This window comes from Labedella endophytica (genome assembly GCF_003990045.1).
GTDB lineage: Bacteria > Actinomycetota > Actinomycetes > Actinomycetales > Microbacteriaceae > Labedella > Labedella endophytica.
In genome coordinates, this window is record NZ_RZGZ01000002.1 from 1,241,949 (window position 1) to 1,255,989 (window position 14,041).

The window sequence follows — 14,041 nt, forward strand, 5'->3', positions numbered from 1 at the left end:
TCCGTCCTCGTTCAGCTAGCGGGCACCTGCACGACGACTTTCGCCGCGCGCAGCAGGGTGCCTCCGACGAAGTATCCCGTCTCGACGACGTCGAGGATGGTCTCGGCCGTCGCGTCGGGACTCGGCTGCTGGAAGATCGCCTCGTGGATGTTCGGGTCGAACGCCTCGCCCTTCTCGGCGAAGGAGCGCAGGCCGAGACGCTCCACCGACGACCGGAGCTTCGTGGCGATCTGCGCGAAGGGCGCGTCGCCGGCGAGGTCACCGTGCTTCTCGGCACGATCGAGGTCGTCGAGGACCGGCAGCAGCAGCTTCACCACGTCACCCGTGGTGCGCTCCTTCTCCGCCTCCCGATTTGCCTCGGTGCGCTTGCGGTAGTTGGCGTACTCCGCCGTGACCCGCTTGAGGTCCACGAGGTGCTCGGACTCGGGCTCGGCATCGACGCCGTCGGGCGCGTCCACGCCTTCCGCCTCGGCCGCATCCAGGATGTCCTGGACCGTGAGCTCCTCGTCGTCCGCTGCCTGCTCGGTCGATGTCGCGTCGGCCTCTCCGTCCTGCGGCGCGGGGCCGGAGGCAGTCGCCTCCGGCCCCTCGCCGGCGGAGAGACCGTCGCCCTGATCCTCCGGACGGATGTCCTCGGGCTCCTGGGGGTTCCGGTTCTCGGTCATTACTTCTTGGCGTCCTTGTCGTCTTCGTCATCGACCACTTCGGCGTCCACGACGTCCTCGTCGTTCGACGAGTCCGCGGGCTGCTCGGCGCCCTCGGCAGGAGCGGCCTGCTCCTGCTGGGACTGGGCGTAGATGGCCTCGCCGAGCTTCGTCTGGCTCGTGGAGAGCTTCTCGAACGCCGTCTTCACGGCGTCCTCGTCGTCTCCGGCGAGCGCCGACTTGAGCGCGTCGACGTCGGCCTGGACCTCGGACTTGACGTCCTCGGGGAGCTTGTCCTCGTTGTCCTTGATGAGCTTGTCGGTGCTGTAGGCGAGCTGCTCGGCGTTGTTGCGGACCTCGGCCTGCTCACGACGCTGCTTGTCCTCCGCCGCGTGCTCCTCACCCTCACGGACCATGCGCTCGATGTCCTCCTTGGAGAGGGCCGAGCCGCCCGTGATCGTCATCGACTGCTCCTTGCCGGTGCCCTTGTCCTTCGCGGACACGTGCACGATGCCGTTCGCGTCGATGTCGAAGGTGACCTCGACCTGCGGGATCCCGCGGGGCGCCGGCGCGATGCCGGTGAGCTCGAAGGTGCCGAGGTTCTTGTTGTCACGCGTGAACTCGCGCTCGCCCTGGAAGACCTGGATCGCGACGGACGGCTGGTTGTCGTCGGCCGTCGTGAAGGTCTCGGAGCGCTTCGTGGGGATGGCGGTGTTGCGCTCGATGAGCTTCGTCATGATGCCGCCCTTCGTCTCGATACCGAGGGCGAGGGGGGTCACGTCGATGAGGAGGACGTCCTTGCGCTCACCCTTGAGGACGCCGGCCTGGAGGGCGGCGCCGACGGCGACCACCTCGTCCGGGTTGACGCTCTTGTTGGGCTCCTGACCGCCGGTCTCCTGCTTCACGAGCTCGGAGACGGCCGGCATACGCGTGGATCCACCGACGAGCACGACGTGGGCGATGTCGCCCACCTTGATGCCGGCCTCGCGGATGACGTCCTGGAACGGCTTCTTGGTGCGCTCGAGCAGGTCCTTCGTGAGGTCCTCGAACTTGGCGCGGCTGAGCGTCTCGTCGAGGTTCGCGGGGCCGGAGTCCGTGAGGGAGAGGTACGGCAGCGTGATGTTGGTCGACGTCTGCGAGCTCAGCTCCTTCTTGGCCTGCTCGGCGGCCTCCTTGAGGCGCTGCTTGGCGATCTTGTCGTTCGAGACGTCGACACCCGTCGACTCCTTGAAGCGCGTCGCGAGCCAGTCGACGATCCGCTGGTCCCAGTCGTCGCCGCCGAGGCGGTTGTCACCGGCCGTGGAGCGGACCTGGATGGTCGAGAAGTCGTCGTCCTTGCCCACCTCGAGGAGGGAGACGTCGAAGGTTCCACCGCCGAGGTCGAAGACGAGGATGAGCTCGTCCTCCTTGCCCCGGTCGAGGCCGTACGCGAGGGCGGCCGCCGTGGGCTCGTTGATGATGCGGAGCACGTTGAGGCCCGCGATCTCGCCGGCCTCCTTCGTGGCCTGGCGCTCGGCGTCGTTGAAGTATGCGGGCACGGTGATGACGGCGTCCGTCACGGTGTCGCCGAGGTACTGCTCGGCGTCGCGCTTGAGCTTCGCGAGGATGCGGGCGGACACCTCCTGGGGGGTGTACTTCTTGTCGTCCACGCCGAAGGTCCAGTTGGTGCCCATGTGGCGCTTGACCGACGCGATGGTGCGGTCGACGTTGGTGACGGCCTGGCGCTTCGCGGTCTCGCCGACGAGCACCTCCCCGTCCTTCGTGAATGCGACGACCGACGGGGTGGTGCGCAGACCCTCCGCGTTCGCGATGACGGTGGGCTCGCCACCCTCGAGGACGCTGACCACCGAGTTGGTGGTTCCGAGGTCGATACCTACTGCTCGTGCCATGGTGTGATTCTCCTTCTCAGGGCTCGTAGCCCGTACCGGTGCCGACCCGTGAGGTCGACCCGAAGTTCGCTTGCAACGCCTCCCCTTCACATGACGTGGAGAGTTGAGCGCCGATGGCTCAAGTTTAGCGCGACTGATCTCGGCGTCAAGTCGGCAGGCTGAAAGTTGAGTGGGAGTGACTCAACTCCTGATCCTCATTCCTCTGTGCCGTGAAACCTCGCGTCGGTAGGATGTGGGCCATGTCCGACAACAATCAGCCTCCCGTGCCCCCGCAGGGCTCCCCCGTCCCTCCGAACGACGAATCGGCCGACCAGCAGGCTCCGCAGTACGACGCGCCGTCCCACGACGCCGCTCCGTCCTCCGACGCTGCTCCGTCCTCCGACGCCTCACCCTCCGAGGCCCCCGCATACGAGGCTCCCGCGTCGCCTCCGGCCTACGACCCGAACGGGTACCGGCAGGCTCCGCCCGTCTACGACCAGGGCTCCGACACGTCAGCCTCGACTGATTCGGCACCGCAGCCCCCGGCCTACGACCCGAACGGCTACCAGCAGGCTCCGCCGCCACCCGCCTACGACCAGGGCTCCTCGTCGCAGGCTCCGCAGCAGCCGGCTCCCGACCAGGGCGGATATCCGTCATCGCCGCAGACCGGCTACGACCAGGGCGCCTCCTCGCAGGGCGGGTACCAGCAGGGCGGATACCAGCAGGGCGGGTACCAGCAGGCCCCGCAAAACGACCCGAACGGATACCCCGCGCAGCCGGGCTACCCGGGCGGCCCCGGATACGGACAGACTCCGGGCGGCTACAACCCCAACATCGACCCGCAGGCGAAGAGCCGCGTCGTGGCCGGAATCCTCGGAATCCTGCTCGGAGCCTTCGGCGTGCACCGCTTCTACCTCGGGTACACGGGTCTCGGCATCCTCATGGTCTGCCTCACGGTGCTGTCGCTCGGGTTCCTGTCGTTCGTCCCCGCCATCTGGGGCCTCGTCGAGGGAATCCTGATCCTCGTCAAGTCGCCGAGCTTCCAGAACGACGCGACGGGACGCCCGCTCCGCGACGGCTGATCCCGACCCGTCGGACCCGTTCGTTCCTTCGAGGGCTACTCTCCCGGCTCGAGGGCGCCAGCTACACCTGGCGCCCTCGCTCGGGAGTAGCCCTTTCGGGGTTAACCGGGGGGATGCCGGGGAGGGTTACGCTGTGCGCATGAGCGGCAGCCCCCAGCCCTCCGCCCCGGCACAGCCGCTGGTGGAGTCCCCCGATCGCACCAACACCCGTCGCGTCATCGCGTGGGGACTCTGGGACTGGGGCTCGGCGTCGTTCAACGCCGTCGTCACGACCTTCGTCTTCACGGTCTACCTCACGACGGCCGACGGCTTCGGCGGCGAGACCCTCGTCTCCCAGTGGCTCGCCTGGACGCTGAGTGGGGCCGGCCTCATCATCGCCGTGCTCGCGCCCGTCACGGGGCAGCGCTCGGACACCTCGGGTCGACGGAAGTTCTGGCTCGGCGTCAACACCGGTCTCGTCGTGCTCGCCACGACCCTCCTCTTCTTCGTGGCCCCGGAGGCCTCCCTCCTCCCCCTCGGACTCCTGCTGCTCGGAGCCGGCAACATCTTCTTCGAATTCGCCGGCGTCAACTACAACGCGATGCTCAGGCAGGTCTCGACCCCGCGCACCATCGGCCGGGTGTCCGGCTTCGGCTGGGGGATGGGGTACCTCGGCGGCATCGTGCTCCTGCTCATCGTGTACTTCGGCTTCATCTCGCCCGAGGTCGGCCTCTTCGGCGTGACCGGCGAGGACGGCATGGACGTGCGGGTGACCATGCTCGTCTCGGCCGTGTGGTTCGGACTCTTCGCCCTCCCCGTGTTCTTCGCCGTGCCGGAGTACGCCGGGCGGGGCGCGCGGCGCGATCGCGTGGGCTTCCTCGCCTCCTACCGACGCCTCGGCGCGAGCATCGCACGCTTGTGGCGGACCGACCGCCCGCTCCTCGGCTTCCTCGCAGCGAGCGCGGTCTATCGCGACGGACTCGCGGGCGTCTTCACGTTCGGCGGGGTCCTCGCGGCAGGATCCTTCGGCTTCTCGCCCGCAGAGGTCATCATCTTCGCGATCGCGGCGAACGTGGTGGCCGGCATCTCGACGATCACCGTCGGTCTGCTCGACGACCGACTGGGCGCCCGCCCGGTGATCATCACGGCCCTCGTCGGCCTCATCGTCGCCGGGGTCGCGGTCTTCGTCTTCAACGGCGGGGGTCAGAGCGTCTTCTGGCTGTTCGGGCTCATCCTCTGCCTCTTCGTCGGCCCGGCCCAGTCCGCGTCGCGGAGCTTCCTCGCCCGCATCATCCCGGCCGGTGAGGAGGGCGAGATCTTCGGCCTCTACGCCACGACAGGTCGCGCCGTGTCGTTCCTCGCGCCGCTCGCCTTCGGCGTCTTCGTGACGATCGGCGGCGCCCAGTACTGGGGCATCCTCGGCATCGTCTCGGTCCTCGCCGTCGGCCTGGTGCTGCTTCTTCTCGTCCGTCCCGCCCGCACCCCGCTCCCCCGTGCATGAGAACGGAGATGGTGCGCGTCGAGACGCGCACCATCTCCGTTTTCAATCGGTGACGGGTGAGTAGCATCGGGGCATGGCTGTCACCGACGAGGCGATCCTCAAGATCAAGGAGATGATCACCCGCGGCGACCTCGGCCCGGGCGATCGCCTCCCTCCCGAGAAGGAACTCGCCGAGAGGCTCGGGCTGTCGCGCAGCTCCATGCGCGAGGCCGTGAAGGCCCTCGAGGTGATCCGCGTGCTCGACGTGCGCCGCGGCGACGGCACCTACGTGACGAGCCTCGAGCCGCGCCTGCTGCTCGAGGCGATCTCCTTCGTCGTGGATCTGCACGACGACGACTCGGTGCTCGAGCTCTTCGCCGTGCGTCGCATCCTCGAACCCGAGGCCTCCGCTCGTGCAGCGGCCCGCGCGACACCCGAGCTCATCGCCGCCCTCACGGTGACCATCGATTCCGTCGACGGTACGACGAGCGTCGAGGGGCTCGTCGACCACGACCTCGACTTCCACCGCACGATCGCCGACGCCGCGGGCAACCGCTACCTCGCGAGCCTCATCGACAGCCTGTCGAGCTCGACGGTGCGCGCCCGCATCTGGCGCGGACTCACCCAGGACAACGCCGTCGAGCGCACGCTCTCGGAGCATCGCGGCATCGTCGCGGCCCTCGATCGCGGCGACGTCGAGCTCGCGCGCGCCCTCACCCTCGTACACGTATCGGGCGTCGAGACCTGGCTGCGGGAGTGGACCGAACCCACCGCGCCCTGAACGGTCAGAGCGCGGCGACCCGCTCGAATTCCGCCGCCGACGCGTCCGACACGTCGTGGCTCATGAGCCCGACGATCACCGGCACGTCGGCGGTGAGGTGACGGATGCCGGCGGTCACGGCGCGCTCGGCGGCCTCGACGCTCCGGACGCTCGCGAGCAGCGTGCGGGTGCCGCTCCCGTCGAGGGCCGCATCCATGCGGCCGACGAGGTCGAGCGGATCGGGCACGGAGTCCGCCAGCCGACCGAGGTATGGCGCGATGTAGGCGGCGCCGATCGAGGCCGCGACCGCCGCTTGCCCCACGCTGTAGACGGCGGTGACGAGGACCGGCGTCCCCTGCGCGGCGAGCGCCGCACCGACCGGGAAGCCGACGGACGTGGCCGGGACCTTCACGACGACGTCCGGGCCGAGGGCGGCGAGCGCCTCGGCGTCCGCCCGCATCGACGCCTCGTCGGATCCCACCGCCTGCAGGAAGATCTCCTGCGCTCCCGCCTCGGCGAAGCGCGTGTGGAGCATCGCCCGATCGGCCGAGGCGAAGCCGTCGCGATGCAGGATCGTGGGATTGGTCGTGACCCCGGCGAGGAGCCCGCGCTCGAGGAGGGGGAGCACCACGTCGAGGCGGGCGCTGTCTGCGTAGATCTTCACGGGACCTCCAGGTCGGGTCGATGGTCGTCCGGATCGGACCAGCGTGACAGCACGGTGCTCGCATGGCACGATGACGCTCATACGAGCGAACGGAGACGCGATGGCGGACGGGATCGAGCGGGCCCCCGGGGCCAGCCTCCTCGAGGCGGCGGTCGTTGCGCGCCGCTATTACCTCGACCGGCGCCAGAAGAGCGAGATCGCGACCGAGCTCGGCGTCTCGCGCTTCAAGGTGGCCAGGCTTCTCGACCTCGCGCACGCCGCCGGCCTCGTCCACATCACGGTCGACGTGCCCGCCGACGTCGATCTCCCCCTGTCCGACCGGCTCGTCGCCCGGTTCGGGATGCGGCGCGCGATCGTCGTGCGGGGCACCACCCCGGACGGTGAGACCGCGATGGACGGCGCGACGCTCCTCCCCGTGGTCGGAGTGGCCGCCGCCCGTTTCCTCGCGGAGACCCTCCGCGCGGACGAGACCGTCGGGGTCTCCTGGGGCGCCGGGGTGGGCGCGGTCGTCGACGCGATCGAGGGAGCACGGGCCGCTGCCGTCGTGCAGCTCGTAGGGGGCGTGCGCCCGACGCCCCTCGGATCCCGCTCGCCCACGAGGCCGTCGCGCAGCGGGCGCGACATCGTGCAGGCGCTCGCCGGGAGACTCGGCGCGGAGGCCGTTCCGCTCGACGGTCCGCTCCTGCTCGAATCGGCGCGGACGGCCGCCCTCCTGCGCCGGGATCCGAGCGTGGCCGAGACGATCGCCCGCTTCGGCGACGTCACGACGGCGCTCGTCGGCATCGGCTCGTGGTCTCCCCCGTCGTCGTCCCTCGTCGAGGCGGTGACCGGGGAGGAACGGCGGGCGCTCGTTCGTGAGGGTGCGGTCGCCGACGTGTGCGGCATCGTGCTCGGCGGGGACGGACGGGCGGTGCGTTCGGCGTTGCCCGACCGGATGATCGGGATCGACGCGACGGCCCTCGGAGCCGTGCGGAACGTCGTCGCCGTCGCCTCGGGCATCGACAAGGCGGCCGCCGTGGCCGCGTGCCTCCGGAGCGGCCTCGTCGACGTGCTCGTGACCGACGCCGCCACGGCGGCTCGCGTGCTCGCGATCGGCGAGGCCGACTCCCCCGGCGCCCGCTAATGTAATGACAGGTTCAGTCAGCGTCGGCGCTCCCGCCTCGCAGACGCGATCCGTCCCGATGCCGACCGAGAGGCCACCGATGACCCTGCCCGGAGACGCGCAAGCGACACTTCCCCCCGACGACCGTTCCGGTGTCCTGATCGTCGGGAGCATCACCGCCGACCTCACGACCTTCTCCGGGCGCCTCCCCGCTCGCGGCGAGACGATCCTCGGCGACGATTTCACCCTCGTGCTCGGCGGCAAGGGCGCGAACCAGGCCGTGGCCGTGGGGCTCGCCGGGGCGCGCGCGTCCATGGTGGCGTGCGTCGGCGACGACCTGTTCCGCGACCTCGTGACCGACGGCCTCGTGGACGCCGGCGTGGACACGACCTTCGTACGGTCCGTCGAGGGACCGACGGGGATCGCCCATATCCGCGTGGACGCCTCCGGCGAGAACGACATCGTGATGGTGCCCCTCGCGAACGCGTCCCTCGACGAAGCGCACATCGACGAAGCGTTCGCCGAGCGCGCCGCATCGTGCTCCGTGCTCCTCACCCAGCTCGAGACCCCGTTCCGGCTGACCCATCACACGGTCGCCGCGGCCCGCGACGCCGGCCTCACGACGATCCTCGATCCGGCCCCGGCCCAGCCCCTCGACGACGCGATCTGGCACCTCGTCGACATTGTGACGCCGAACGAGACGGAAGCGGCGATCCTCACCGGGATCACGGTCACGGACGACGAGAGCGCGACCGCGGCCGGGCGGTGGTTCCTGGATCGCGGCGTGAGCCACGCGATCGTCACCCGCGCGGGCGACGGTGTCACGATCGTCTCCGCGGGCGGCGTGACGCACCTCCCCGCCATCCCCGTGACCCCCGTGGACACGACCGCGGCGGGCGACGCCTTCGCCGGCTACCTGGGGGCGGCCCTCGCCGCCGGCGACGCACTCGAGGACGCGGTGCGCGTCGCGACGGCGGCCGGAGCCATCGCCGTGACCCGCCGAGGCGCTTCGCCGAGTCTGCCCTCCCGCGCCGATGTGGACGCCCTGCTCGCCCGCGCGGCCGAGTCGGAGACGAGGGTCGACGCATGAGGCGCACCGACACGACCATCAACCCGCAGCTCTCGCGCGTGATCTCGGAGACGGGCCACACGGACGGCATCGTCGTGACCGACGCGGGTCTGCCCATCCCCGTCGGCAGCGAGCGCGTCGACCTCGCCTACCGGCCGGGCGCCCCGGCGTTCCTCGATGTGCTGGACACCGTGCTCGCCGAGCTCGTGGTGGAGGGCGCGACGGTCTCGAGCGAGATCCGCGATCGGAGCCCCGAGATGCTCGCGGCCCTGCGGGAGCGCCTCGAGCCGCTCGGCGTCGACATCGTGTTCGTCCCCCACGTCGAGTTCAAGGAGCGCACGCACAGCGCGCGCGCGTTCGTCCGGTCGGGTGAGTACACTCCCTACGCGAACGTGATCCTCACCGCCGGTGTCGCGTATTGAGGGAGGCGCGGATGACGACGACACGGCCCACGAGCGACGGACCGCCCGAGACCGACCAGCGCGCGGCCAGGGCGACGCGGCGTCGGCGCGGTCCGGTGCTCACGGGGACGATCGACCGCGAGGCCCCCGTCCCCATGTACCGGCAGCTCGCGCAGCGCATCGTCGAGGCCATCGACGAGCGCGGTCTCGGCCCGGGCGATCTACTCCCGGGCGAGCACCGACTCTGCGAGGAGTTCGGCGTCTCCCGTACCGTCGTGCGCCAGGCCCTCGCGCGGCTCGAGCACCAGGGCGTGATCGAGCGCGTCAAGGGCAAGGGCACCTTCATCGCGCATCCCAAGACCCCCGAATCGCTCGTCCACACCCTCGCCGGGCTCTACGAGGAGGTCGCCGCGCGGGGCGGGCACGTGCACAGCGAGGTCCGACGACAGGAGCGTGAGCGCGCGTCCGTCGAGGTCGCCGATCAGCTGCGCGTACCGGTCGGATCGGCGGTCGTCGTGATAGAACGACTGCGGTTCGTGGACGGGGAGCCCTGGTCCCTCAGCACCACGTGGCTGCCCGAGGACGTCGGGGCGGTCGCCCTCCACGCCGACCTCCGCGACCGGTCGCTCTACGCGCTCCTGGCCGAGCACGGCATCCGTGCCGTGGAGGGCGTTCGCTCCGCCGAGGCGGCCATCGCCGACGACGAGCAGGGATCGCTCCTGCGCACGGGTGTCGGTCAGCCCCTGCTCGTACTGCGGAGCGTGAGCTTCGACGAGAACGACCGGCCGATCGAGGCGTTCGTCGCGTACCACCGCGGCGACCGCAGCCGCTTCGAGTTCCAGCTGCGGGCGTCGCCGTCCGACATGAGCACGGCCGAACTCCGCCACACCCTCCTCTGACCCCCCTGAAAACTTCCTATGTGCCCGAATTTTCGTGCACATAGGAAGTTTTCAGGGGGGAGAGAGGGGAGGGGTCCGCCGAGGGGAGGATGTGCGAAGTCGGGGGTCCGGAGTACGCTCGGCCGTGCCGCCAGCGGCACGAACGAACGGATCCCACCGTGGCACTGCTCTCCCTGTCCCTGCGTTACGCGAAGCCCTACACGCGCTTCGTCGTGGCCGTCTTCATCCTGCAGCTGCTCTCCACGATCGCAGCCCTCTACCTCCCCAGCCTCAACGCGCAGATCATCGATCGCGGCGTCTCCACGGGCGACACCGACTTCATCTGGTCCACGGGCATGACCATGCTCATGGTGTGCGTCGCTCAAGTGGTCACGGCGATCGCCGCCGTCTACTTCGGCGCGCGTACCGCGATGTCGGTCGGCCGCGACATCCGGCGCGACGTGTACCGCAAGGTCGACGAGCTCAGCGGGCTCGAGATCGGCACGTTCGGCACCGCCACCCTCATCACGCGCGGCACGAACGACGTGCAGCAGGTGCAGATGCTCGTGCTCATGACGCTCAATTTCATGGTCTCGGCGCCGATCATGTGCATCGGCGGCATCATCATGGCCCTCCGGGAGGACGCCGGGCTGTCGTGGCTCGTCTGGGTATCCGTCCCCGTCCTCTTCATCATCGTGAGCGTGCTCGTCGGCATCCTCCTCCCCCTCTTCCGCCTCATGCAGGACCGGATCGACGGCATCAACGGCGTGCTGCGCGAGCAGATCACCGGCATCCGTGTGATCCGCGCCTTCGTGCGCGAGCCGTACGAATCCGAGCGCTACCGCCTCGCGAACGAGCGGCTCACACGCGTGTCGATCCGCGTGGGCAACGTCTTCGTGCTCATGTTCCCGGTGATCATGATGGTGCTCCACCTGGCGACGGCCGCCGTGCTGTGGTTCGGCGGCCAGCGCGTGGACGCCGGCGAGATGCAGGTGGGATCGCTCACCGCTTTCCTCCAGTACCTGCTCCAGATCCTCACCGCCGTGATGATGGGCGTCTTCATGGTCATGATGATCCCGCGCGCGGTCGTCTGCGCCGAGCGCATCCAGCAGGTGCTCGGCACGGTCACGGGCCTCACGGTGCCCGTGGGCGGCGCCGCCACTCCGACGACCGGCCGCGTCGAGTTCTCCCACGTGAGCTTCGGCTACCCGGGGGCCGAGCGGCCCGTGCTCGACGACGTCTCGTTCACCGCCGAGCCCGGTGAGACCACCGCGATCGTCGGATCGACGGGCGCGGGGAAGTCGACCCTCGTGTCCCTCATCCCCCGCCTCATGGACCCGCAGAGCGGCACGGTGTCCGTCGACGGGACGCCCGTCTCCGAGTTGACGCGGGATCAGATCGCCTCCGTCGTGGGGCTCGTGCCCCAGAAGCCGTACCTCTTCTCCGGCACCGTCGCGACCAACCTCCGGTTCGGCCGCGACGACGCGAGCGACCCGGAGCTGTGGGACGCCCTGCGGGTGGCACAGGGTGCCGACTTCGTCTCCGCGAAGCCCGAGGGCCTCGACACCCCCATCTCGCAGGGCGGCACCAACGTCTCGGGCGGGCAGCGGCAGCGCCTCTGCATCGCGCGGGCTCTCGTCGCGAAACCGCGCGTCTACCTCTTCGACGACTCGTTCTCGGCGCTCGACGTTGCGACGGACGCGCGCTTGCGCGCCTCCCTCGGCGACGCCACGGGCGGGGCGACCGTCATCATCGTGGCCCAGCGCGTCTCCACGATCCGCGAGGCCGACCAGATCATCGTGCTCGACGCCGGCCGCGTCGTCGGCCGCGGTACGCACGACGAGCTCCTGGAGACGAACGACACCTATCGCGAGATCGTGCAATCGCAGTTGAGCGTGGAGGGGGTGGCCTGATGGCACGCCGGAAGAAGCAGGACGACGTCGACACCGCCGACACCACGGGCGTCTCCCCCGCGACCCCCGACGCCACGGGCGCGGAGGCGGACGAATACATGCCCTCGGGTGGTGACGGCGACATGTTCGGCGACATGCCCGCCCGCAAGGCGCAGCAGTTCTGGCCGTCGGCGAAGCGACTCTTCGGTCTCCTCGTGCCCGAGAAGGTGAAGATGTGGCTCGTCGTGGCGCTCGTCACGGTGTCCGTCGTCCTCACCGTCATCGCCCCGAAGGTGCTCGGGCAGGCCATGGACGTGATCTTCAACGGCGTCATCGGATCGCAACTGCCCTCCGGAGTGCCGCTCTCCGTGGTCGTCGATCAGGCGCGCGCCGACGGCAACGACGACTATGCCGATCTCCTCGAGAAGGCGCAGATCGTGCCAGGCTCCGGCATCGACTTCACGACGCTCGGCCGACTCATCCTCATCGTGCTCGCGCTCTACGTGGTCGCCTCCACGCTCATGTGGGCGCAGGGCTTCGTGCTCAACGCCCTCGTGATGCGCGTGGTCTTCCGCCTCCGCCAGGACATCGAGGCGAAGATCAACCGACTGCCCCTCAGCTACTTCGACACCCGCCAGCGCGGCGACATCATGTCGCGCGTCACGAACGACGTCGACAACATCCAGACGGCCCTGCAGCAGGCCTTCTCGCAGCTCGTCCAGTCGGCGCTCACGATCATCGGCATCGCGGCGATGATGTTCATCGTCTCGTGGCAGCTCGCGCTCATCGCCCTGATCTCCCTGCCGCTCTCCGCGATCATCGCCGGGGTCATCGGTGTGCGATCGCAGAAGCTCTTCGCGGCCCAGTGGAAGAACACCGGGTCGCTCAACGGACACATCGAGGAGTCCTTCTCCGGGCTCGAGCTCGTGCGCGTGTTCGGCCGCGACCGTGAGATGCTCGCCGAGTTCGACGACCGCAACGAGAAGCTCTACCGGGCCTCGTTCGGAGCGCAGTTCGTCTCCGGCATGATCATGCCCTCGATGATGTTCGTGTCCTACCTCTCGTACGTGCTCATCGCGGTGGCCGGCGGTCTCCGGGTGGCCTCCGGCCAGATCACCCTGGGAGACGCGACCGCGTTCATCCAGTACTCGCGGGAGTTCTCCCAGCCGGTGAGCCAGCTCGCCGGCATGGCGAACATGCTCCAGTCGGGCGTGGCCTCGGCGGAGCGCACGTTCGAGCTGCTCGACGCGGACGAGGAGAGCGCCGACGAGCCCACGTCGACGCTGCCCGGCCGCACCGACGGCCACGTCGAGTTCCAGGGTGTGTCCTTCGGCTACGCCGCGGACACGCCGCTCATCGATGACCTGTCGTTCTCCGTGCAACCCGGACAGACCGTCGCGATCGTCGGCCCGACAGGGGCAGGCAAGACCACCCTCGTGAACCTCGTCATGCGGTTCTACGAGCTGAACGGCGGACGCATCCTGCTGGACGGCACCGACGTCACGACGCTGTCGCGCGCCGACCTCCGCTCACAGGTGGGCATGGTGCTGCAGGACGCCTGGCTGTTCGAGGGCACCATCCGCGAGAACATCCGCTACGGGCGACTCGACGCCACCGATGAGGAGGTGCTCGACGCCGCGACGGCCACGATGGTCGACCGCTTCGTCCGTCGCCTGCCCGAGGGCTACGACATGGTGATCGACGCGGACGGCGGATCCGTGTCCGCGGGCGAGCGCCAGCTGATCACGATCGCCCGGGCGTTCATCGCCCAGCCGTCGCTCCTGATCCTCGACGAGGCGACGTCGTCGGTCGACACGCGCACGGAACTCCTCGTGCAGCACGCCATGGCGGCGCTGCGCTCCGACCGCACCTCGTTCGTCATCGCCCATCGCTTGTCCACCATCCGCGACGCCGACACCATCCTCGTCATGGAGAACGGCAGCATCGTGGAGCAGGGCAACCACGAGGAGCTCCTCGAACGCCAGGGCGCCTACTACACGCTCTACATGACGCAGTTCCGCGGCGGCGAGGCCGATGCGGGATCCGACGCCGCGACGGTCGGGGCCGGCGGCGACACGGCGCCGAGTGCGCCAGGGGAGCAGCGCGCGATCGACTGACCCGGCTCGCCAACGTGCGGACGAGCGGACGAGCGGACGAGCGCGGCCATAGCTACGTGCACGCCTGGAGTCAAGGATTTGCGGGGAATGACGTGCGGGGTGTGC

At 69.7% G+C, this 14,041-nt stretch carries 12 protein-coding genes; 9 read left to right on the plus strand and 3 right to left on the minus strand.

The genetic code is table 11. The annotated features are described in order from the left end of the window. Positions 1 to 11: 11 nt before the first annotated feature. Positions 12 to 665, minus strand: coding sequence for a nucleotide exchange factor GrpE (locus ELQ94_RS09315; RefSeq protein WP_127049416.1), 654 nt, complete (start codon positions 663 to 665; stop codon positions 12 to 14). Then, complete coding sequence (dnaK, locus tag ELQ94_RS09320) at positions 665 to 2,533, minus strand: molecular chaperone DnaK (protein WP_127049418.1); 1,869 nt, start codon at positions 2,531 to 2,533, stop codon at positions 665 to 667. The genes ELQ94_RS09315 and dnaK overlap by 1 nt, the downstream gene beginning before the upstream one ends. Before the next feature lie 239 nt (positions 2,534 to 2,772). On the opposite strand from dnaK, the gene ELQ94_RS17570 reads away from it, so the two are divergent. The 3 genes from ELQ94_RS17570 to ELQ94_RS09335 all read left to right on the plus strand — a co-directional run bounded on the left by ELQ94_RS17570 (position 2,773) and on the right by ELQ94_RS09335 (position 5,834). After that, complete coding sequence (locus ELQ94_RS17570; protein WP_243696937.1) at positions 2,773 to 3,594, plus strand: TM2 domain-containing protein; 822 nt, start codon at positions 2,773 to 2,775, stop codon at positions 3,592 to 3,594. Positions 3,595 to 3,733: 139 nt separating this feature from the next. Then, on the plus strand, positions 3,734 to 5,074 hold the full coding sequence (locus tag ELQ94_RS09330; RefSeq protein WP_127049422.1) for an MFS transporter: 1,341 nt from the start codon (positions 3,734 to 3,736) through the stop codon (positions 5,072 to 5,074). 73 nt (positions 5,075 to 5,147) lie between these two features. Then, entirely contained in the window at positions 5,148 to 5,834 is a 687-nt protein-coding gene (locus ELQ94_RS09335; RefSeq protein ID WP_127049424.1) for a FadR/GntR family transcriptional regulator, read from the plus strand. A gap of 4 nt (positions 5,835 to 5,838) precedes the next feature. On the opposite strand, the gene ELQ94_RS09340 is transcribed toward ELQ94_RS09335, so the two are convergent. Continuing rightward, positions 5,839 to 6,477, minus strand: a complete 639-nt coding sequence (locus ELQ94_RS09340; protein ID WP_166404706.1) for a transaldolase family protein — start codon at positions 6,475 to 6,477, stop codon at positions 5,839 to 5,841. A 70-nt stretch (positions 6,478 to 6,547) separates the two neighbouring features. Here ELQ94_RS09340 and ELQ94_RS09345 point away from each other — a divergent pair, with 70 nt between their 5' ends. From ELQ94_RS09345 to ELQ94_RS09370, 6 genes are all read left to right on the plus strand, one after another. After that, positions 6,548 to 7,600, plus strand: a complete 1,053-nt coding sequence (locus ELQ94_RS09345) for a sugar-binding transcriptional regulator (RefSeq protein ID WP_127049427.1) — start codon at positions 6,548 to 6,550, stop codon at positions 7,598 to 7,600. A 79-nt stretch (positions 7,601 to 7,679) separates the two neighbouring features. Then, positions 7,680 to 8,669 (plus strand): ribokinase, encoded by a 990-nt coding sequence (locus tag ELQ94_RS09350; protein WP_127049429.1) that lies wholly within the window; start codon positions 7,680 to 7,682, stop codon positions 8,667 to 8,669. After that, positions 8,666 to 9,070 carry a D-ribose pyranase gene (gene rbsD, locus ELQ94_RS09355; protein ID WP_127049431.1) on the plus strand — a complete coding sequence of 135 codons (405 nt, stop codon included), beginning with the start codon at positions 8,666 to 8,668 and terminating at the stop codon, positions 9,068 to 9,070. The genes ELQ94_RS09350 and rbsD overlap by 4 nt, the downstream gene beginning before the upstream one ends. An 11-nt stretch (positions 9,071 to 9,081) precedes the next feature. Beyond that, positions 9,082 to 9,948 (plus strand): GntR family transcriptional regulator, encoded by an 867-nt coding sequence (locus ELQ94_RS09360; RefSeq protein WP_127049432.1) that lies wholly within the window; start codon positions 9,082 to 9,084, stop codon positions 9,946 to 9,948. Positions 9,949 to 10,106: 158 nt separating this feature from the next. Then, positions 10,107 to 11,840 (plus strand): ABC transporter ATP-binding protein, encoded by a 1,734-nt coding sequence (locus tag ELQ94_RS09365; RefSeq protein ID WP_127049434.1) that lies wholly within the window; start codon positions 10,107 to 10,109, stop codon positions 11,838 to 11,840. After that, positions 11,840 to 13,936: an ABC transporter ATP-binding protein gene (locus tag ELQ94_RS09370; protein WP_127049436.1), complete on the plus strand. Its 2,097-nt coding sequence runs from the start codon at positions 11,840 to 11,842 to the stop codon at positions 13,934 to 13,936. Before ELQ94_RS09365 ends, ELQ94_RS09370 begins: the two co-directional genes overlap by 1 nt. Positions 13,937 to 14,041: the final 105 nt, after the last annotated feature.